Genomic DNA, 21183 nt, shown 5'->3' with positions numbered 1-21183 from the left:
CTGCAACAAGCCCTGGTGCAGGATGTAACCCTCAATGAATAAGAGGATGGGAGCATGGACGGTACTTCTGCAAGTCCCCAGCAGATGAACGCGCAACAGCGTTCGGCGCATATCCGTGAGGTGGTGCTCGCGGAAGGCGTGCGCTTGCGCCGCCGGCATCCGTGGTTGCAGCATCAGGACGCCCTGGGCGCGGGCATCCTGGCGTTTGCGCTGGTGGGCATGATCGGCTCGGCGGCGCTCTATATCAGCGGTCACATGGCCTGGTGGGCCTGCCTGCTGCTCAATGCGTTCCTCGCCTCACTGACCCACGAGCTGGAACACGACCTGATCCACAGCATGTACTTTCGCAAACAGCGCGTGCCGCACAACCTGATGATGGGCCTGGTGTGGCTGGCGCGGCCGAGCACCATCAACCCGTGGATCCGTCGCCACCTGCACCTCAATCACCACAAGGTCTCCGGCACCGAGACCGATATGGAGGAGCGCGCGATCACCAACGGCGAGCCCTGGGGCTTCGCGCGGTTGCTGATGGTGGGCGATAACGTGATGTCGGCGTTTATCCGCATGCTGCGCGCCAAGACCTGGGGCCACAAACTCAAGATCCTCAAGCGCTCGCTGCTGGTCTACGCGCCCCTGGCGCTGCTGCATTGGGGCGCGTGGTACATCTTCCTCGGCTTCCATGCCGCCAATGGCATCGCCAGCCTGTTGGGTACGCCGATCGACTGGTCCACCGGCACCTTGCAGATGATGCAGGTGATCGACATCGCCGCCGTGGTGATCATCGGCCCCAACGTGCTGCGCACCTTTTGCCTGCACTTTGTCAGCTCCAACATGCACTACTACGGCGATGTGGAACTGGGCAATGTGATCCAGCAAACCCAGGTGCTGAATCCGTGGTGGCTATGGCCGTTGCAGGCGTTCTGCTTCAACTTCGGCAGCACCCACGGGATTCACCACTTTGTGGTGAAGGAACCGTTCTACATCCGCCAGATGACGGCCAAGGTGGCGCATAAGGTCATGGCCCAGATGGGCGTGCGCTTCAATGATTTCGGTACGTTTGCGCGGGCTAATCGGCTTGAACCCATGGCGTCGCCCCAGGCCCGGCTCAATCCGGCTGAAACGGCGACGCACTGAGTACCACGCCGGTTTCGTCCACATACTGCTGCCAGTGGCCGATTAACGTGGCGAGTTTGTGCGGATGACTCAAGGCCAGGTCGTGGATTTCTCCAGGGTCCTGGCCCAGGTCATACAGCTGCCAGGTCGCCGGGCCCACGGGGCCGGGGATGTACACGGCCTTCCACTGACCCTGGCGAATCGCGCGGCGGCCAAATAGTTCCCAGCCGGTCACCGTGTTTTCGTCGTGCACCTGGGCGGTCTCGCCAGAGAGGAAGCCCAGCCACGACTTGCCCCGCAGCGGCGCCACCGGCTTGCCACGCCATTGTTTGCCCGGATGACGCACGCCGGCCAGGTCCAGGATGGTCGGCGTAATGTCCATCACCGTGCCGAATCCATGGCTGATACGGCCTTTGAGCGACAGCTGCGGATAGTGCACCAGCGCCGGCACGCGAATCCCGCCCTCGGTGGTGAACGCCTTGAACAAGCGTGACGGTGCGGTTGCCACCTGCGCCCACGACGGGCCATACCAGACGTAGGAGTTGGCGCGGCCGATATTGTCGAGGCTGTTGTCGTAATGCTGGTTGAGGTAAGTCAGCAGCTCGGGGCCGAACTTGGGAAAGGCTTCCAGCAGGGCGCCTTCGGCACCGTTGTCGGACATGAATACGATGAAGGTGTTATCCAGTAGCCCCTGCTGGCGCAGGTAATCCACGACCCGGCCGATGTTCCAGTCCATGCGTTCGACCATCGCCGCATACACCTCCATGGCCCGCGCCGAGACCTGGCGCTGTTTGTCGGTCAAGGCCGCCCACTGGGTGTTCAGTTCGATCAACGGATGGGGTTCGACGTCGGCATCGATCAGCCCGAGTGCCTTGAGTTTTTCCAGGCGTTCCTGGCGCAGCGCGTCGGGGCCGGCGTCGTAGCGGCCACGGTACTTCTCGACGATGTCCGCAGGCGCTTGCAACGGCCAGTGCGGCGCGGAAAACGGCAGGTAAGCGAAGAACGGCTGGGCCTGGTCGCGCTCCTTGAGGTACTGCAGCAGCTTGTCGCCGAAGGCATCGGAGGAATAGAAATCCTTGGGCAGTTGTTCGACGAACCGGTCGTCTTCGATGTACAGCGCCGGGGTGGATTTGAGCAGGCCAGGCGTGTGGTCGTCGTAGGTCGGCTCGAAACCGTAGTGGTTGGCCGCCCCCGGCAGCAGCGAGAACGAACGCTCGAAACCACGGGCGTGAGGCGCCAGTTCGGCGGTCAGGCCCAGGTGCCACTTGCCGCTCATCAGTGTCTGGTAACCGGCCTCGCGCAGCAGCTCCGGCAGCGCCACCACCTTGTCATTCAAGTAGCCCTCGTAGCCGGGCTTGCCGATCAGCTCCGGGGTCAGCGCCTCGGCCATGGTGCCGATACCGGCGATATGGTGGTCGGTGCCAGTCAGCAGCATCGAGCGGGTGGGCGAGCAGGTGGGGGCGGTGTGGAAGTCGGTCAGGCGCAGGCCGTTCAGCGCGAGGGCGTCCAGGTGCGGCGTGGAAATTTCCCCGCCAAAGGCGCCGAGGTCGGAGAAGCCCATGTCATCGGCCAGGATCACGAGAAAATTGGGACGTTGCGGCATCAAGGCGCTCCTTTTTTCAGCAGGCAATAAAGGCCAATGGCAGATCGCGGATCTGTTCGCGCACCGGCGGCTGGTAATGGTCATCGTTGGTCAATTCATGCAGCAGTTCTTCACGCAGTTGGTGGAATTCAAAACTGCTGCGCTGACGTGGATGTGGCAGGGCGACGTCCACCACCTGCTTGATCCGCCCCGGCCGGGGCTCCATCACCACCACCCGGTCGGCGAGGAAAATCGCTTCCTCCACATCGTGGGTCACCAACACCGTGGTGATTTTGGCGCGGGCGCGAATTGCCAGGAGTTCATCCTGCATCTGCTGGCGGGTCAGGGCGTCGAGGGCGCCGAACGGTTCGTCCAGCAACAGGATGCGCGGGCTGGCCACCAGGCCGCGGGCAATCGCCACCCGTTGCGCCATGCCGCCGGACAGTTGGTGCGGATAGGCGCGGGTGAAGTCGGTGAGGCCCACCAGTTCGATAAAGTCAGCGATGCGCCGGTTTCGCTCGGCCTCGCTCAACGGCTCGTTGACCAGGCCCAGGCCGATGTTTTCCGCCACGCTCAGCCAGGGGAACAAACGGTGCTCCTGGAACACGATGCCGCGTTCGCCGCCGATGCCGCTGACCGCTTTGCCGTCGACGCGGATCTCGCCGCGAAACTGCGTATCCAGCCCCACCAACAGGCGCAGCAGGGTGGATTTGCCGCAGCCGCTGGAGCCGACAATCGCGACGAATTCGCCTTCGGCAATCTCCAGGTTGAATTCGCGGATGGCTTCCAGCTCGAAGCCGTCGACGTCAAAGGTCTTGCCCACATGGTTGAAGCTGACGATAGGTGCGTTCATGCGTGTCTCCAGCGGGTGGCGCGGGTTTCGATGCGTTGGCCGATCAGGTTGAGGGCCGCGCCGGTGAGGCCGACCAGGAGCATGCCGCTCATGATCAGGTCCATGCGCAGCAGTTGTTGGGCGCCGATCATCAGGCTGCCGATACCGCCGTTGGACGGCATGAAATATTCCGCACCGATGGTGCCCAGCCAGGCGTAGATCAGGCTCAGGCGCAGGCCGGCGAAAATGCCGGCTGCGGCGCCTGGCAGCACCAGGCGTCGCAGCCGTTGGAACAGGTTCAGGCGCAACACCTGCGCCGCTTCGTTGAGCTGCGGCGACAGATTCAGCACGCTGCGTTGGGTGGCGATAAACAGCGGGAAGAAGGCGGCAAGGGCGATAAACACCCACTTGGCCAACTCACCCAGGCCAAACCAGGCAGTGAGCAGCGGCACCCAGGCGAAAATCGCGATCTGGCGCAAGGCGGCCAGGGTCGGCCCGAGTACCCGCTCACTGCGCCGTGACAGTCCCAGCCACAGGCCCATGGCAAAGCCAAGGCCGCCACCGAGCAGCAAGCCGCCCAGGCTTCGCCCCAGGCTGGTGCCCAGTGCACCGCTGAGGTTGCCATCCACTACCCCGGCGACGGTGGTGTGCAGCACCACCCATGGGCTGACCAGAATGTTCGGGTCTACCCAGCCTTGTTGCGTCGCGACCTGCCACAGCGCCAGCAACAGCAGGGGCAGCAACCACGGTTGCAGGCGCTGCCAGCCTTGATAGCGCGGCCCGCGACGAATCTGCGCCGTGGCCGGATGGGGCCAGTGCACCCATTTGCGGTCCAGCCAGCCAATGCCACGGTCCATCACCACGCCAAATACGCCGATGACCACGATGCACACGAAGACAATATCGAGCATGAACAGCTGGCGCGCCCACACCATCAGGTAGCCGATGCCTTCGCTGGAGGCCAGCAACTCCACCGCCAGCAGCGAGGTCCAGCCGGCCGCCAGGGCCAGGCGCACGCCGGCCATAAAGGCGGGCAGCGCGGCAGGCAGGATCAGGCGGCGGATCAACAGGTGCGTGGGCAAGCGCAACACGCGGGCGGCTTCACGCAACTGGGGTTGGGCGTCGCGTACGCCCACCAGGGTATGCAGGGTGACGGGCACCACGATCGCCTTCACCAGCACCACCAGTTTCAGGGTTTCGCCAATGCCGAAGAACACCATGAACAGTGGAATCCAGGCCAGTGTCGGTACTTGCGACAACGCACTGAACGTCGGAAACACCAGGCGCTCGGCGCGCGCACTGAAACCCAGCAACGCGCCCAGCAGCGCCCCGGCCCCAATACCCGCCAGCAGGCCCCAGAACAGGCGTTGCAGGCTGATTGCCAAGTGGCTCCACAACTCGCCGCCAGCCAGCTCCACGGCGCTGCTCCACACCAGGGACGGTGGTGGCAGGATCTGTTCGCTCATCCAGTGATTGCGGCTGGCCAGCCACCACAGCGCAAACAGCGTCACCGGCAGCAACCATGGCAACAGGCGTTCACTGCGCAGCGGCCAGCGCGGCGTGGCGCCGGGGGCCGCGAGCGGGAGGCTCAAAAGTGAAATTCGGGCCATGGAGGACCTCCGTTGTCGCCGATGGCGTTATGTGTTTTTGATCTTATAAAAACGCAATCAAGATGATTGGGGGATAAGAAAAATCATTTAAAGCTTCTGCCCGGCACGCATCCAATGCATTCGAAGAATATTTTCGATGCTGTTTATGCATAGTCCTCTGGGGCCGGCGTTTTCACTTGTATAGATCCAAAAGCTATTAAATTGTGAATTTATAGTATTTAAAGTTTTGATCAGGGTGTGCGTACTTTCTGCTCCCCAGGCGACCCTCGCCCACAAGGAGCTGCGCTTATGAAACTGCCCTTCAAACGACTGATCACCCTGGTCGCAGGCACCGCACTGGCGGGCCTGGTACAGGCTGCCGACCTCAAGGAAATCCGCATCGCCGTGCCCGACCTCAGCGCAGGCAGCCAGCACAGTGGCGGCGGTATAACGGACGTGTTGCGCGAGCAGCAGATCTTCGAAAAAGCCTTTGCCGACCAAGGCATCAAGATCCAGTGGAATTACTTCAAGGGCGCCGGCCCGGTGATCAATGAAGCCTTCGCCAATGGCCAGGTGGACCTGGCTTACCTGGGCGACCTGGCGGCGATCATCGGCCGCTCCAATGGCCTGGAGACGCGCTTGCTCAGCGCCACCGCGCGGGACATCAAGCAGTACCTCGGCGTGGTACCGGGCTCAGGCATCAAGACCTTGCAGGACCTCAAGGGCAAGCGCGTCGCGGTGTTCCGTGGTACGGCAAGCCAGCTGTCGTTCGACAGTGCATTGGCCAGCCAGGGCTTGAGTGAGAAGGACCTCAAAGTCATCAGCCTGGACTACAACGCCGCCAATGCCGCGTTGGCCGCCAAGCAGATCGACGCCACCTGGGGTGGATCGAACCTGACGGCGTTACAAGCCAAGGGGCTGGCTGAAATTCCGCTGACCACCAAGGACCTCGGCGGCGCCGGCAGCGTCCAGGCGGTGCTGGTGGGCAGCAAACAGTTTGTCGACGAGCACCCCGACGCCGTCGCCAAGCTGCTCAAGGCCCAGCAGCAGGCGGTGCAATGGTTGATCGATGACAACAACAAACAAGCCTACATTGCGCTGGTGTCCGGGCTGGCCAGTTACCCGCCGGTGATCCTCACCAATGACTTGAAAGACCAGACCCTCAGCGAGATTTTCCCGTCGACCCTGGACCCGGTGTTCCTGACAAAATTGCAGGGTTCGGTGGACCTGGCCTCCAAGGAGAAGCTGATTCGCAAGCCGTTCCAGGTGAGTGACTGGGTGGCGCCGAATCTGGCGGCGGCGGGGCTTTGAGTCGGGTGGTGCCTGGGCTATCGACATCGGGGGCTTGCCCCCGATGAGGCCCTTCAAACCGCCACACTCACTTCCTGCCTGTCCACCTCCACCAGCGTCTCGATCATCGCTTTTGCCGCCGGCGACAACCGCGAACCGGTGCGGCTGACAATCCCGCAGCGGGCGCTCATGGTCTCCATGTTCTGCGGCAGGTTGCGCCAGTGCAGCAGCTTCAACGTGCCTTGGGCGATGTCTTCGGCGAACGCCTCCTCGGTGCCGACGCCGATGGCGTTGGACTGCAGCACGATCTTCACCAGCGCCGGGAAATGTTCGGTCTGGATGCTCGGGGAAAAATCCATGCGCCCGCTCAGGTTTGCCAACAGCTTGCGAATGCCCTGTGAGATCAGCGGCGCCGCCAGCGGGTAGTCGAACATGTCGTTGGTCGACAGGCTGTCCTTGGCCAGCAACGGGTGCCCCGGTCGGCAAAAAAATACCCCGCGCTTGGGGGTCAGCGCGCGGGTCTGGAAATTCGGGTCGGCTTCGAATTGGCGGATGTCGGCGATAAAGAACTCGATCTCTTCACGGCTCAGGGCACGGCTGAGTTTTTCCCAGTTATCCACCTGGAAACTGGTGCGGATTTTCGGGTGGGCGCTGATAAAGCGCGCCACCGCATCCGGCACCAGTTTCACCGCCGGGGCCGGGCCGCAGCCGAAGCGCAGGTCGCCGGCGTCGAGCTTGGTCATGCGCGTGACTTCGCTGCTCAGCAACGCCGCGCCATGCACCAGGGTCAGGGCGTGTTGCAGCACTACCTGGCCTTCCGGCGTGGGGCGCAGGTCTTTGTGACCACGGTCGACCAGCACGCAGCCGAACTCCTGTTCCAACCCCTGGATGCTGCGGCTGAACGCCGGTTGGGTGATGCCCATGGCGTCCGCCGCACGCACGAAACTGCGGTGTTCGTTGAGGGCGATGAAGTACCGCAGTTGGCGAAGATCCATATGCTTTCCCTGCATCTTAAAAATAGGTCGAAGGCATTTGCGACCACGGGAGGAGAGGTTTTAAATGCAAGCTCTTATTCCGTCAACGAAGCATTAGTTCATTTGCTAGACCTAAATTGCATATGGATAGAGCGTTGTCGGAAAGCGTCCCCATCAGCAGGCACAAGAGGGTCATCACCATGAGCAACGCCGCATTAGCTGTTCAACCCGTCGCCCAGGCGCTGGATATTCACCCGGTCGCCGGCCGCATCGGCGCCGAGATCCGCGGCATCACATTGTCCGGCGATCTGGATGCCGCCACGGTCGAAGCCATCCAGCAGGCGCTGGTGCAGTACAAGGTGATCTTCTTCCGCGAGCAGACTCACCTCGATGACCAGAGCCAGGAAGCCTTTGCCCATCTGCTCGGCGAGCCGATTGCCCACCCGACGGTGCCGGTGCGCGACGGCACGCGCTTCCTCATGGAGCTGGACGGTACCCGTGGCCAGCGCGCCAATTCCTGGCACACCGACGTGACCTTCGTCGATGCCTACCCGAAAGCCTCGGTCCTGCGTTCGGTGCTCGCGCCCAAATCCGGTGGCGACACGGTCTGGGCCAACACCTCAAGCGCCTACAACGACCTCAGCGTCGAACTGCGCGCCCTGGCGGATAACTTGTGGGCGGTGCACAGCAACGAATACGACTACGCCGCGCTCAAGCCGGATGTGTCGGTAGAGCGGCTTGAGGCATACCGCAAGGTGTTCACCTCGACGGTGTACGAAACCGAACACCCGGTGGTGCGCGTGCATCCGGTCAGTGGCGAGAAGACCCTGTTGCTGGGGCACTTCGTCAAGCGCCTGAAAGGCTATTCCCAGGCGGACTCGACCCAGCTGTTCAACCTGCTCCAAAGCCATGTCACCCGCCTGGAAAATACCGTGCGCTGGCGCTGGAGCACTGGCGACGTGGCGATCTGGGACAACCGCGCGACCCAGCATTACGCCGTGGACGACTACGGCACCCAGGAACGCATCGTGCGCCGGGTGACGCTCAAGGGGGATGTGCCGGTGGGCGTGCACGGGCAGCGCAGTCAGACCACCAAAGGTCTCTGAGCTGACAACGCTTCAAATGTGGGAGGGGGTAAGCCCCAATACCAGTTAGTTAAGGGCGAACACCGTACCTGTGGCGAGCGGGCTTGTCCCGCGTTGGGGTGCGAAGCAGCCCCAGAACCAGGCGCAGAGGAGTGCCTGATGCACCACATTCGTCTTCGTTAGGGGCGCTTCGCGCCCCAACGCGGGACAAGCCCGCTCGCCACAGAGGTAGTGGGGCCTCCCACATTCGATGTGTGGTTTACCACACGCCGATTTGCACCACTTTCTCCGCCTCCGGCTCACCATACCGAAACCGTTGGCCACGCAGATCGATCTCTGCGTGGCTGATGGTGGTGCGCCGCTTCAGCCCGCGCAGCCATTCGAACAGGTACCCCACATGGGTTTCGCGCACGTCGGCATAGGCCGGGTCGTTGCCCAGGTCGTGCAGTTCCTGCGGGTCGTTTTCCAGGTCGAACAGCTGTGGGCGAAACCCGTCGTACGCCAGGTATTTCCAGCGCTCGCTGCGCACCATGGTCATGCGGCAACGGTCGATGGGTTGCGCCAGGCGTTCGCGAGCCGGGGCCTGGAAGGCGTAGTCGTACTCGGCGATGGCGTAGCGGCGCCAGCGCGTTGCCTGGCCTTGCAGCAACGGGATCAGTGAGCGCCCTTCCAGGCGGTGCTCGGCTGCGGGCAGGCCCAAGGCGTCGAGGAAGGTCGGCAGTGCATCAATGGTTTCCACCAGGCGCGCGTCCACCGTGCCACGGCTGGCATCGGCAGCGGCGCGTGGGTCACGCACGATCAGCGGAATGCCCACGGCAGGTTCCAGCAAAAATTCTTTTTCGCCGAGGAAGTGATCGCCGAGGAAGTCACCATGGTCGCTGGTGAACACGATCAGGGTGTCGTCCCAACGGCCATTGCCTTGCAGAAAATCGAACAGGCGTCCCAGTTGGTCGTCGACCTGTTTGATCAGGCCCATGTAGGTGGGAATCACCGTGAGCCGTACCTCCTCACGGGAAAAGTTCAGGCTCTCCTGGTGCTGGCGGAACGCCTGGTACACCGGGTGATCGCTGGTCTCCCCTGGCTGGATCGGTGCCTGGATATGCTCGGCGCCATACAGCGCGTGATACGGCGCCGGTGCGATGTAGGGCCAGTGTGGCTTGATATACGACAGGTGCAGGCACCACGGTTGTTCGGCCTGCTCACGGATAAAGTCGATCGCACGGTCGGTGGTGTAGACGGTTTCCGAGTGTTCCTCGGCCACGCGCGCAGGCAGGCCTGCATTGCGCATGTGCCAACCGCTGAGGACTTCGCCGTTTTCACCTGCTGCCGCATTCGCCCATTCGTGCCACGGGTTGGTGCCGCTGTAGCCTTGCTCGCGCAGGTAATGGGTGTAGGGCGCGGACTCGCGTTTTTCATCGAACAGCGGGCTGTCGGGGTAGATGCCGTCGTGACGCAGGTACGCCTCGAAGCCGACCTCGTTCAACGGCTCGGCCTGCTCGCTGTCAGGGTCGATATTCAGGCGTTGCAAGGCTTCCACATTGGGCGTGGCGTGGGTCTTGCCGACCAGTGCCGTGCGGATGCCGTGGGGGCGCAGGTAGTCGCCGATGGTCAGTTCTTCCAGGGGCAACGGCACCGCATTCCACGCCACCTGGTGGCTGCTGACGTAGCGCCCGGTATAGGCCGACATGCGTGAGGGCCCGCAGATGGTGCCTTGGGTATAGGCGCGGCTGAAGCGCACGCCGGCGGCGGCCAGGCGATCGATGTTCGGCGTGTGCAAGTGGGCGTGGCCGTAGCACGACAGGTAATCGCGGCGCAGTTGGTCGCACATGATGTACAGCACGTTGCGCACGGGTTGGGGGTGGGACATGGGGCTTCACCAGACGGAGGACAGGTGAGGTTTTTCGCCGTTCGGGTGGGGGGCTGGCAAGTGCATTTGGGGACTGGGTTTGATGCAGTGAATGCATGGCCTAAACGGCGACGTTCTCCAGTGCACACACATCCTCATCCAACTCATCGATCTGCTTGATCTGCTCGATCATCGCTTCCGCCAGCGGCGACAAGCGATACCCCGCACGGCTGACGATGCCGTAGCGGGTGTAACGCTCCTCCAGATCCTCAGCCAGGCCCTCGATCTTCAAGCACACCAGTTCGCCCCGGGCCATGTGCAGCACATCGCTGTTGGCGCTGACGATGCCGATGGCGTCGGAGCGCAGCACTACGCCCATCAGGCTATAGCCGTTCTCGCATTCGACATTGGGCAGGTAATCGGGCCGGCCGCTGAGGTCGACGATGACCTTGCGCAGGTTGGGCGGGCGGATGGTCACGGCCAGCGGGTAACTCATCAGCTCGGCGGCGCTCACGCTGTCGCGCAGGGCCAGCGGGTGGCCGGCGCGGCAGCAGAAATACCAGCGGCGCGGGCGCAGGCGGTGGGTGTGATAGTCCGGGTTGGCTTCGAAGTGGCGGGTATCGGCGACGAAAAACTCGAACTCTTCACTGAGCAGGCGTTTGCTCAGGCTCTGCCAGTCGTCCACCTGGTACTGCACCCGTGCCTTGGGGTAGCGCCCGATAAAACTGCCGATGGCGCGGGGGATCAAGCCGCCGGCCGGTGCCGGGCCGCAACCGAAGCGCAACTCCCCCGCCTCCAGGCCATTGAACTGGCTGATCTCGTTGGCCAATTGCTGCGCGCCGCTGACCAGGCGCCGGGCGTGCTCCAGCAAGACCTGGCCTTGTTTGGTCGGTGCCAGGTCCTTGCGGCCGCGATCCACCAGTTGGCAGCCGGCACTGTGTTCCAGGGCCTGGATGCTGCGACTGAACGCCGATTGCGACAGGTTCACGGCCAACGCCGCCGCCACAAAACTGCGTTGTTCAGCAAGGGCGATGAAGTGACGAAGCTGGCGCAAATCGATATGCATTTTTCACATCAAAAATATCTGGGAAATGCATTGGCTATGCATTAGGTCGACTCCTTATAAAGGCTATCTCTTATGCAGTAAATGTTCGTTAAAACATAAATAAATAACCTAAAGGAATATCTCTCGAGGGATATTTCCAGGTTCCGGAGCCGCTTATGAGTCTGTTGAAGTCCGCTGTCCCTTCCTCTCCCTGGCGGCTCAAGCGCTTGCCGCTGGCGCTGTTGCTGGCCGGTAGTGCCAGCTGGACGCCCAGCCACGCGGCCGACGCAAACACGCCAGCGCCCGAAGGCGAGAGCGCCAATGGCCAACTGGAAACCGTCACGGTGACCGCTCGGCGCCGCACCGAGAGTGCCCAGGCAGTGCCGACGCCCATGAGCGTGATCGGCGGGCAGGCGCTGGAGAGCCAGCGGGTGTACCGGATTCAGGATTTGCAGCAACTGGTGCCCAGCGTCAACGTCGCCTACATGCATGCGCGTCAGTCCAGCGTGTCGATTCGCGGCCTGGGCAACAACCCGGCGAGTGACGGCCTTGAGGGCAGCGTGGGGCTGTATATCGACAACGTCTACCTCGGGCGGCCGGGCATGGCGGTGTTCGACCTGATGGACATCGAACAGCTTGAAGTCTTGCGCGGCCCGCAAGGGACCTTGTTCGGCAAAAACACCACCGCCGGGGTGATCAACATCAGCACGCGCGCGCCGAGTTTTACCCCGGAGCGCAGCATTGAAACCTCGTTGGGCGAGGACGGCTACTTCCAGACCAAAGGCACGATTTCCGGCCCGCTCACCGATGACCTGGCGGGGCGTTTCTCGGCGTATCGCACCCGCAGCGACGGCGACATCAAGAACGAATACAACGGCCATGACCTCAACGGTGGCTCGCGCCAGGGTTTTCGCGGGCAACTGCTGTACAAGCCCAGCGAGGCGTTCAACCTGCGCTGGATCGGCGATTACAACGAAGAGGATTCCAGCGCCGGCACCCGTGTGCTGTACAGCACCGGGCCAACCATCAACGGCACCAACCTCTACCAGTCGCGGGCCAACGCGGCAGGCGCGACCCTGGTGGACGGCACCCATCGCAAGGTCAACCTCGACAGCGACCAGCATGTCACGGTGTTCCAGGGCGGCACGTCGCTGGAAGCCAACTGGACGTTGCCGAGTGACTTCACCCTGACCTCGGTCAGTTCGTATCGCTTCTGGAATTTCACCCCGCGTAACGACGACGGCCTTAACGTGCCGGCGTCGTATAACGCCGGGGTGTCGGTGGAAGATAAGCAGTGGTCCCAGGAATTCCGGCTGGCTTCGCCTACCGGCGGTTTCTTCGATTACGTGCTGGGCGCCTACTACTTCGGTAATTCGCTGGATAACAAATCCTTCAGCTATTACGGGCCGCAGGCCGACATCTGGAACGGCACGCCAGCCGGCGCACTGGCCAACGTCAGCAGCGTGGGCAACGGGCACATTCGCACCGACAGTTTTGCACTGTTTGCCCAAGGCACTTGGCACCTCACCGAGCGCCTGGATTTCACCGCTGGCCTGCGTGGCACCTATGAAGAAAAAAGTGCCTGGGTCACGCGTAACAATCCCCTCGGCGGTGCGGCGGTCACCGGTGCTGCCGCTACGGCCCGACGTGGCCGCGCGGGGGCATACGATTCCGGTGATCTCAAGCAATACAGCACCAGCCCCTCGGGTTTGCTGAACCTGAGCTACCACTTCAACGAAAACCTGCTGGGCTACGCGACCTTGTCCCATGGCGAGAAGTCCGGCGGGGTCAACCTGGCGGTAGGCTCAGCACCGACGGCCGGTGCCGACTCATTGCTGATCGGCACCGAGCGCGCCAACAACGCCGAACTGGGTTTCAAAAGCACGTTGTGGGACCGGCGGCTGCAGCTCAATGCCAACCTGTTCTGGACCCAGGTCAACGGTTACCAGACCAATGCCTATGACCAGAACAACCGTGTGCAGTACCTGACCAACGCTGGTTCGGTGCGCTCGCGGGGCGTCGAGGTGGAAAGCACCCTGGTGCCGATCAAGGGCCTGACGCTGAACATCAACGGCTCGTTCAACGATGTGAGCTACCTGTCTTACAAGGATGCGCCGTGCCCGCCGGAAGTCAGTCTGCGCCCCGGTGCGCCGGCCTCCTGCGACCTGAGTGGGCATCAAGTGGTGGGGGCGTCGAAATGGATCGCCAACGCCAACGGCGAATACAAGTGGAACCTGGATAACGGCTTCGAACCCTATGTCACCGCAAGCTATGCCTTCCGCTCCAAGGCCGTGGGCACGGTGGAGGACTCCGACTATGGACAGATTCCTGCCTACGCCGTGGTCAACCTGTCCACCGGCCTGCGTGGCAACTATGAGCAGGGGCAGTGGGACGTGTCGTTATGGCTGAAAAACGCCTTCGACAAGACCTACTACACCACTCTGTGGACGGGGGGGAACGGCGGCTACGAAGGCTTGCTCGGTTCACCGCGCACGCTAGGAGTGACTGGGCGCTATGACTTCTAGCCCTGTGCGATAGGTGGCCGGGCTGAACACTCGCGTCACCACCAGCATCGCCACCGCCGTGACCGTCAGCACCACCCAGGCGCTGACAAAATTGCCGGTCAGTTCGCGCAGCCAGCCGGTCATCCACGGCGACACGGCGTTGATCAAAAAGCCCACGCCTTGCACAAAGGCCGCCAGTTGCCCGGCTTGGCGTGGGTCGCGGTGGTGGTCGAGGGTCAGCAGCAGGCTCAGGGCGAAACACGCGCCCAGGCCGAAGCCACACAACGCCACCCAGAGGTGCGGATACTCCTGCGGCGCGATGATCAGGCCGAGGTAACCCACGGTCTGGGCCAGCAGGGCAATGCCCAGCAGCGGCCGACGGTCGATACCGCGTTGCGCCAGCACCGGCATCAACAGCGCGGCGAGCACCTGGAAAATAGTCATGAACGCCAGCAGCGAACCGCTGGGCAACACGCCCCAGCCCAGTTGCTGATAGTAGGCCGGCAGCCACGCCACCAGGCTCATGTAGCCGCAATTGACCAGGCCGAAATACAGCGCCAGCAACCAGGCGCGACGATTGCGCAGGTCCTTGAAGGCCGGCACCACCTGTGGATTTCTGGCCGCGCCCAGCGGCAGCCAGGCCCATAGCAGCAAGGCGCCCAGCGCCGGCAGCAGCCACACCCCCAACCCCGCCTGCCATTGCTGGAAATGCGTGGCCACCAGCGGGCTGAGCAGCGCAGCGAGCCCGCCGCCGGCCATCAGCGAGGCGGAGTACACGCCCATCGCCACCGGCACGCGATGACGGAATTCGCGCTTGATCATCGCCGGCACCAAGGCCTGGATCAGCGCCACACCCGCGCCGCCGAGCAACGCCGTGACCAGCAGCGCCGACGCCTGGCCCATCAACCAGCGCGCCAGGCACGCCAGCAGGATCATCATCAAGCCCAGGGCGATGCCGCGCCGTTCGCCCAGGCGGGCTTCGACGCGCACGCCCACCAGCGCCACCAACCCCATGCACACCACCGGCAGGCTGGTCAGCAGTGCGCTGCTCTGGAAACTCAGGCCGGTGGCCTGGCGAATCTCGCCGAGCAACGGGCTGATGGAGCTGAGGATCGGCCGCAGGTTCAGGCCGAGCACCACCAGCAGGCCCCAGCCGGCGAGGGATTTATTCAGGGTCATGCAACGCTCTTGCAGTCGGTAAATGAGGCGTGAGTATGGCCAGCACCAAAGGTATTCTGAAATTAAATATAACCATGCTAACCAGTGGCAAATGGAATGGTGACACCCATGTTCGATCCCGTGTTGTTGCGCAGCTTTGTCGCCGTGGTGGACTGCGGCAACTTCACCCGCGCCGCCGAGCGCCTGCACTTGACCCAGTCCACCGTGAGCCAGCAGATCCGCCGCCTGGAAGAGGCGGTGGCGTGCCAGTTGCTGGACCGCGACCAGCGCCGCGTGGTCGCCACCGCCGAGGGCGAGCGCTTGCTGGCCTATGCGCGGCGCATCCTCGCGCTGCATGAAGAAGCCGCCGATGTGTTGATCAACCAACAGAGCGACGGCGTGCTGCGCCTCGGCGTACCGGAAGACTTTGCCGCCGAGCGCCTGATGCCGTTGCTGTCGGCGTTTGTGCTGGCGTATCCACGGGTGCGCTTGGAAGTCACCAGCGGTCTCGGCCCGGAGTTGCAGCGCCAATACCGCAGCGGCGAGTTCGATGTGTTGCTGGTCAAGCAGATGGGCGACAGCGCCGACTGCCTGGCCTCCTGGCCCGAGCCACTGTGCTGGGTCGACAGCCGCAGCACGCCGTGCCTGAGCCGCGATCCGTTGCCGTTGGTGGCCTTTCCGGTGGGTGGCCTGTACCGCAATGAAATGCTGCAACACCTGGAAGTGAGCGGCTGGCGCTGGCGTATCGGCTATTCCAGCGCGAGCCTGGCCAGCGTGTGTTCGGCGGTGGCGGCGGGATTGGGTGTGAGTCTGTTGCCGCGGCGGGTAGTGCAGCCAGGGCATGTGGAACTGGGGCCGGACAGTGGTTTGCCCGTGGTGCAAGGCGTGCGTCTGGCGTTGTATGCCCGTCATGGCCTGAGTGCCGCAGGGCAGTGCTTACAGGCTGAACTGTTCGATTTGTGAGCAAACAGCCCCGTTGAGCCATGCCTTAACTGAATATTTTGTATGCCTGAAAAGCATCAAAAAAAACCACCTCGGCGCCAGGCCACGCCGGCCGGGGCTTTGGTGTTTGCAGAGCGTCCGCTTATTCAGATTTGATCTATCTATAACTTCAAAGATTACTTTAAGAGATAAGCGTCTGGCCCCGATGATTCAGCCCTCGACGGCCTTCCACGCAGGCCCGTCGGTTTTTTGGTTTCGAAACCGTAGGGAGTGAATCAATGGGCAATGTCCAGACCGCCGCCAGTGCATCCGAGGCGCAATGGCGCCAGGCACCGAGTGGTGAGTTGGTCGACCTTGGCCGGCCGCACCGCGCGCCGTTGGGGCAATTGCGAACGCAGAAAACCCCGAAGCGCTTCTCCAGCCGTCGCGAAGGGATCCTGCTCGGTTTGTTGGTGTTGGCCCTTCACGGTGCAGTGATTTATTGGGTAAGCCAGAAACCCACCCCGGTGCTGCCGATTGTGCCGCCGGAAATTCCGCCGATGACCATCGAATTTTCCCAGCCGGCACCGCCCGTGGTGGAACCGCCGCCGCCTGTGCCGCCACCACCGCCGCCGCCCGTGGTCGAGCCACCGCCGCCGGTTGTGGATGAGTTGGCCGCCAAGCCGGCGCCGCCCAAGCCGATTCCAAAACCCAAGCCCAAGCCGGTGCCAAAGCCTGAGCCCAAGCCCGCACCGAAACCGGTCGAGCAGGCGCCCACGCCACCGCAACCGGCGCCACCGGCCCCCGCGCCCGCTCCGCCCGCGCCAGCCCCGGTGACACCGGCTTCGGCCAACGCCGCGTACCTCAAGAACCCGGCGCCGGAGTACCCGTCACTGGCGCAGCGTCGCGGTTGGGAAGGCACGGTGTTGTTGCGGGTGCATGTACTGGCCAGCGGCAAGCCGGGCGAGATACAGGTCCAGAAAAGCAGCGGTCGCCAGCAACTCGACGACGCCGCACTGACCGCCGTGAAGCGTTGGAGCTTCGTGCCGGCCAAGCAGGGCGATGTGGCCCAGGACGGCTGGGTCAGCGTACCGATCGATTTCAAGATTCACTAACTATTGCGCTGCGGTGTGCAACACACGCCGCGACTTGTACAGAGGGAAAACATCATGGCATTAGCATCTCCACTTGAATCCATCGAAAGCGCGGTGATCTGGCTGCTGGTGGTCTTTTCGGTCGCCACCTGGGGCCTGGCCCTGCTCAAGGGCGTGCAGTTCGGGCGCCTTAAAGCGCAGGATCGCAAGTTCCACAAACAGTTCTGGGCGGCGTCGAGTCTCGACTCGGCCGCCGAACTGGCCGAAACCCAGCCCGGCGCCGCTGCCCGTGTGGCCCAGGCCGGTTACGCCGCGATCCAGGTCGGTGAAGCGCCGCACGCGGCCGACCTGAGCCAGGCGATCAACCACCAGGACCGTCTCGAGCGTGCCCTGCGCCAGCAGATCGTACGTGAGCGCCGCTCCCTGGAGACCGGCCTGGCCGTGGTCGCCAGTATCGGCAGCACCTCGCCGTTTATCGGCCTGTTCGGCACCGTGTGGGGGATCATGGAAGCGCTCAAGGGCATCAGCGCCGCCGGCTCCGCCAGCCTTGAAACCGTGGCCGGCCCGATCGGTGCGGCCCTGGTCGCCACGGGCGTGGGGATCGCCGTCGCGGTACCGGCGGTGCTGGTCTACAACTACTTCCTGCGTCGCCTGAAGCTCACGGCTGCCGACCTGGATGACTTTGCCCACGACTTCTACAGCCTGGCGCAGAAGAACTCTTTCCGCGTACTGCTGCACCCGGCACTGACTAAAAATGCGCCGGGCAACCCGCAAAAAGTGAAGGAGGCATCCTGATATGGCCTTCTCCACACAAGACAGTGATGAGGTGCTGAGCGAGATCAACGTCACGCCGCTGGTGGATGTGATGCTGGTGCTGCTGGTGGTGTTTATCGTCACCGCGCCGCTGTTGACCAACGCGATCCCGATCAACCTGCCCAAGACCGAGGCCGTGGCGCCGGTGGAGCAGAAAGACCCGCTGGTGGTGAGCATCGACGGCGGCGGCAAACTGTTTATCAACAAGGACGAAATCCAGCCGGACCTGCTGGAATTCAACCTGCAGGCGGCCAAGGCCAAGGACCCCGATGTGCGGGTGCAACTGCAGGCTGACGATGGAGTGAACTACGGCGAAGTGGCGCGAGCCATGGCGTCTATCGAGCGCGCGGGCATTACCAAGCTGTCGGTGATTACCGCACGTTAGTTGCAAAAGCCTCGACAAGTTTTTGGCCGTCTCCTTGGCAGGGTGCGGCCTTTTTTTTTGCCTGGAATTCAAGCCACGCCGCCAAATCCCAATGTGGAATGGGGGCAATGTGGGAGGGGGCTTGCCCCCGATAGCAGTGGGTCAGTTGATAAATATGTCACTGACCCACCGCCATCGGGAGCAAGCCCCCTCCCACATTTGAACCTTATGAAGATTTGAGTTTTTGGTTATTAATAAATAGCTTCTTATTCCTTAACGAATATAACCCTCGTCCCTATACTGTCCTACAACGTTAAACGCTGCAGGAGGGCACACCCATGCACAGCGAGTCGATTCGTTATCTGATCGTGCCGGGCTGGCAAGGATCGCCAGAAGATCATTGGCAAAGTCACTGGCAGAACAGCCTGCCCAACAGCGCACGCGTTGAGCAGGCCGATTGGCTGACGCCGCGCCGCGAAGATTGGGTGGCTGCGCTGGCCGAGGCGATTGCCGCCGACAGCACACCGGTGATTCTGATCGCCCATAGCCTGGGCTGCATCACCGTGGCCCATTGGGCTGCCACCGCCCCCGTGCAGTTCCTGCGACAGGTGCGCGGTGCTTTGCTGGTAGCGCCGGCGGACGTCGAGCGTCCGGCCTGCTCGCCCGCCCTGCGCAACTTTGCACCGATCCCGACCGACCTGTTGCCGTTTCCCATCCAGGTGGTCAGCTCCGATAACGACAGCGCCGTCAGCGCCCCCCGGGCCCTGGAGCTGGCGCGTAACTGGGGTGCCGAAGCCGGCATCCTGTCGGGTGCCGGGCATATCAATGTGAAGTCCGGTCACCAGCGCTGGGAGCAGGGGTTCGCCTACCTGTATCGCCTGCAAAGCCGTCTTGAGCACCACGCCCGGCGTAGTGCCTGAATTTTTTTCAACGCCCCGTCCCTGAGTGGATTTGGGGCGGGAGCTTGCCATGAGTCTGCATGAAACCTTCGGTCAGCCGCTGCTGACCTTCCCCGACGCCGAAAAAAGCCCGCTGAGCATTCGTGCCAAGGCGCTGGTGTTTGTCGACCCTCGCTCGCGCAAGCTGCGCGAAGACCTGGAAAGCCTCGCCCCCCGCGCTTTGCCGGTGTTGATACGCGGCGAAACCGGCAGCGGTAAAGAACTGTTGGCACGGCATATCCACCGGGGCAGCGACCGCACCGGCTTGTTTGTCTCGGTCAATTGCGGCGCCATCAGCCCGACCTATGCCGACGCCGAGTTGTTCGGCTATGCCGCCGGCGCCCACAGTGGCGCGGCCAGCAGCCGGGCCGGGTGGTTTGGCTCGGCGAATGGCGGCACCTTGTACCTGGATGAGATCGGCGATCTGCCGCTGCCCATCCAGGTAAAACTGCTCGCCGCCCTGGAAAACCATGAAGTCACTCGCGTTGGCGCCCATCAGCCGAGCCCGGTGGACGTGCGCCTGGTGGCCGCCACCAGCATCGACCTGGCCCAGGCCGTGGCGGCCGGCAAATTTCATGAGCGGCTGTTCCATTACCTCAGCGAAGGTCAGCTGGACTTGCCGGCATTGCGTGAGCGGGTGGGCGATATCCTGTCGTTGGCCGAATACTTTCTCGGCATCTACAGTCAGCGCCTGGACCTGCCGGTGCCGCTGATCAGCGATGCGGCCCAGCATGTGCTGGAACACCACAGTTGGCCGGGCAATACCCGTGAGTTGGAGAACGTCATTCACTTTGCCTTGCTGGTGAGCAGCGGCGACGAAATTCTGCCCGAACATTTGAACCTGCCGGTGGCGGGCTCGCCGTTGGAACAAGTGCAGCGGATTTTCGCCAATGCGAGCCCGGCTGAGCAGGAAACCTTGCGCAGCTTTCTAAGTGAACAAAGCCGCTACATGAGCAAAATGGAATATCAACGTGAATAAAAGATATTGTTCGGGAATAAAAAATCTAGGTATTGTCCATCCCACGCCGCGATAGCACTTCGCTGGCACACCACATAAAAAACGGTCGTCAGAGACGCCCCGGAATTTCGATAAGGACACTGCATGAAAAAGGTTCTGTTGTTTACCGCACTGGCGGCTGCCCTGACTGCAAGCTTCGCCCAGGCCAACGAGAAACTGGTGGTAGCCGCGACCCCGGTCCCGCACGCCGAGATCCTCGAACTGGTCAAGCCCGTCCTGAAAAAGGAAGGCGTGGACCTGGAAATCAAAGTCTTCACCGACTACGTACAGCCAAACGTACAGGTAGCCGAGAAGCGCCTGGACGCCAACTACTTCCAGACCCTGCCGTACCTGGAAAACTTCAACAAGGGCAAGGGCACCAACCTGGTCACCGTGGTTGGCGTGCACGTTGAACCCTTCGGCGGCTACTCGAAAAAGATCAAGAACATTTCCGAGCTCAAGGATGGCGCCACCGTGGCCATCCCGAACGAAGGCTCCAACAGCGGCCGCGCCCTGTTGCTGCTGCAAAAGAACGGTCTGATTACCCTGAAAGACCCGACCAACGCCCTGGCCACGCCGAAAGACATCGCCAGCAACCCGAAGAACCTGAAGTTCAAAGAGCTGGAATCGGCCCTGCTGCCACGCGTGCTGGACCAGGTTGACCTGGATTTGATCAACACCAACTACGCTCTCGAAGCTGGCCTGAACCCGGCCAAGGACGCGCTGATCATTGAAAGTGCCGACTCGCCTTACGTGAACTTCCTGGTGGCTCGTCCGGACAACAAGGACAGCGACGCTATCCAGAAACTGTCCAAGGCCCTGACCAGCCCGGAAGTCAAAGCCTTCATCGAGAAGAAGTACAACGGCGCAGTCGTGCCGGCGTTCTGATGTAAGCCAAAACCCCCTTCAAGGTTTCAACGCCGACGGCTACTACAGCGTCGGCGTTTTTTACGCCTGTAATTTGGAATGCAATCAAAATGTGGGAGGGGGCTTGCTCCCGATAGCGGTGTGTCAGTCAAAGATGTACTGACACACCGC

18 protein-coding genes are annotated in these 21183 nt (G+C 62.5%); 11 read left to right on the top strand and 7 right to left on the bottom strand.

Annotated elements, in window-relative coordinates; all coding sequences use genetic code 11:
• The first annotated feature begins 54 nt into the window (after positions 1-54).
• Complete coding sequence (locus AD670_RS22735; RefSeq protein WP_053137668.1) at positions 55-1134, top strand: fatty acid desaturase; 1080 nt, start codon at positions 55-57, stop codon at positions 1132-1134.
• Here the strand turns inward: AD670_RS22735 and AD670_RS22730 are convergent.
• Genes AD670_RS22730 through AD670_RS22720 form a run of 3 tightly spaced genes read right to left on the bottom strand, consistent with a single transcriptional unit; the run spans position 1106 to position 5137 of the window.
• On the bottom strand, positions 1106-2716 hold the full coding sequence (locus tag AD670_RS22730; RefSeq protein WP_053137665.1) for an arylsulfatase: 1611 nt from the start codon (positions 2714-2716) through the stop codon (positions 1106-1108). The genes AD670_RS22735 and AD670_RS22730 overlap by 29 nt on opposite strands.
• A 16-nt stretch (positions 2717-2732) precedes the next feature.
• Complete coding sequence (locus AD670_RS22725) at positions 2733-3548, bottom strand: ABC transporter ATP-binding protein (RefSeq protein ID WP_053137662.1); 816 nt, start codon at positions 3546-3548, stop codon at positions 2733-2735.
• Positions 3545-5137 (bottom strand): ABC transporter permease, encoded by a 1593-nt coding sequence (locus AD670_RS22720; protein WP_053137659.1) that lies wholly within the window; start codon positions 5135-5137, stop codon positions 3545-3547. Before AD670_RS22720 ends, AD670_RS22725 begins: the two co-directional genes overlap by 4 nt.
• Positions 5138-5425: 288 nt before the next feature.
• Here AD670_RS22720 and AD670_RS22715 point away from each other — a divergent pair, with 288 nt between their 5' ends.
• A complete protein-coding gene (locus AD670_RS22715; RefSeq protein ID WP_053137656.1) occupies positions 5426-6427 on the top strand; it encodes an ABC transporter substrate-binding protein in 1002 nt (333 codons plus the stop codon).
• 53 nt (positions 6428-6480) lie between these two features.
• Here the strand turns inward: AD670_RS22715 and AD670_RS22710 are convergent, their stop codons facing one another.
• On the bottom strand, positions 6481-7401 hold the full coding sequence (locus AD670_RS22710) for a LysR family transcriptional regulator (RefSeq protein ID WP_053137653.1): 921 nt from the start codon (positions 7399-7401) through the stop codon (positions 6481-6483).
• A 179-nt stretch (positions 7402-7580) separates the two neighbouring features.
• Here AD670_RS22710 and AD670_RS22705 point away from each other — a divergent pair, with 179 nt between their 5' ends.
• Complete coding sequence (locus AD670_RS22705) at positions 7581-8486, top strand: TauD/TfdA family dioxygenase (RefSeq protein WP_053137649.1); 906 nt, start codon at positions 7581-7583, stop codon at positions 8484-8486.
• A 238-nt stretch (positions 8487-8724) separates the two neighbouring features.
• Here the strand turns inward: AD670_RS22705 and AD670_RS22700 are convergent, their stop codons facing one another.
• Positions 8725-10332, bottom strand: a complete 1608-nt coding sequence (locus tag AD670_RS22700) for an alkaline phosphatase family protein (RefSeq protein WP_053137646.1) — start codon at positions 10330-10332, stop codon at positions 8725-8727.
• 100 nt (positions 10333-10432) lie between these two features.
• Complete coding sequence (locus tag AD670_RS22695) at positions 10433-11377, bottom strand: LysR family transcriptional regulator (RefSeq protein ID WP_053137643.1); 945 nt, start codon at positions 11375-11377, stop codon at positions 10433-10435.
• Positions 11378-11532: 155 nt separating this feature from the next.
• Here AD670_RS22695 and AD670_RS22690 point away from each other — a divergent pair, with 155 nt between their 5' ends.
• Positions 11533-13881 carry a TonB-dependent receptor gene (locus tag AD670_RS22690; protein WP_053137640.1) on the top strand — a complete coding sequence of 783 codons (2349 nt, stop codon included), beginning with the start codon at positions 11533-11535 and terminating at the stop codon, positions 13879-13881.
• Here AD670_RS22690 and AD670_RS22685 read toward each other — a convergent pair.
• Positions 13852-15039 (bottom strand): CynX/NimT family MFS transporter, encoded by a 1188-nt coding sequence (locus AD670_RS22685; protein ID WP_053137638.1) that lies wholly within the window; start codon positions 15037-15039, stop codon positions 13852-13854. The two genes, AD670_RS22690 and AD670_RS22685, sit on opposite strands and share 30 nt — an antisense overlap.
• Before the next feature lie 108 nt (positions 15040-15147).
• On the opposite strand from AD670_RS22685, the gene AD670_RS22680 reads away from it, so the two are divergent.
• From AD670_RS22680 to AD670_RS22650, 7 genes are all read left to right on the top strand, one after another.
• Positions 15148-15981 carry a LysR family transcriptional regulator gene (locus AD670_RS22680; protein WP_053137635.1) on the top strand — a complete coding sequence of 278 codons (834 nt, stop codon included), beginning with the start codon at positions 15148-15150 and terminating at the stop codon, positions 15979-15981.
• Between the two features lie 257 nt (positions 15982-16238).
• Positions 16239-17054, top strand: a complete 816-nt coding sequence (locus tag AD670_RS22675) for an energy transducer TonB (protein WP_053137632.1) — start codon at positions 16239-16241, stop codon at positions 17052-17054.
• 54 nt (positions 17055-17108) lie between these two features.
• Complete coding sequence (locus tag AD670_RS22670; RefSeq protein WP_053137629.1) at positions 17109-17828, top strand: MotA/TolQ/ExbB proton channel family protein; 720 nt, start codon at positions 17109-17111, stop codon at positions 17826-17828.
• Between the two features lies 1 nt (position 17829).
• A complete protein-coding gene (locus tag AD670_RS22665; RefSeq protein WP_053137627.1) occupies positions 17830-18231 on the top strand; it encodes a biopolymer transporter ExbD in 402 nt (133 codons plus the stop codon).
• Between the two features lie 317 nt (positions 18232-18548).
• Positions 18549-19130: an alpha/beta hydrolase gene (locus AD670_RS22660; RefSeq protein WP_053137623.1), complete on the top strand. Its 582-nt coding sequence runs from the start codon at positions 18549-18551 to the stop codon at positions 19128-19130.
• 49 nt (positions 19131-19179) lie between these two features.
• Positions 19180-20127: a sigma 54-interacting transcriptional regulator gene (locus AD670_RS22655; RefSeq protein ID WP_053137620.1), complete on the top strand. Its 948-nt coding sequence runs from the start codon at positions 19180-19182 to the stop codon at positions 20125-20127.
• Positions 20128-20250: 123 nt separating this feature from the next.
• Positions 20251-21033 carry a MetQ/NlpA family ABC transporter substrate-binding protein gene (locus AD670_RS22650; RefSeq protein ID WP_053137617.1) on the top strand — a complete coding sequence of 261 codons (783 nt, stop codon included), beginning with the start codon at positions 20251-20253 and terminating at the stop codon, positions 21031-21033.
• The last annotated feature ends 150 nt before the right edge of the window (positions 21034-21183 follow it).

This window comes from Pseudomonas sp. MIACH, assembly GCF_001269925.1.
Lineage (GTDB): Bacteria > Pseudomonadota > Gammaproteobacteria > Pseudomonadales > Pseudomonadaceae > Aquipseudomonas.
This window is presented reverse-complemented; position numbering and strand designations above follow the sequence as displayed.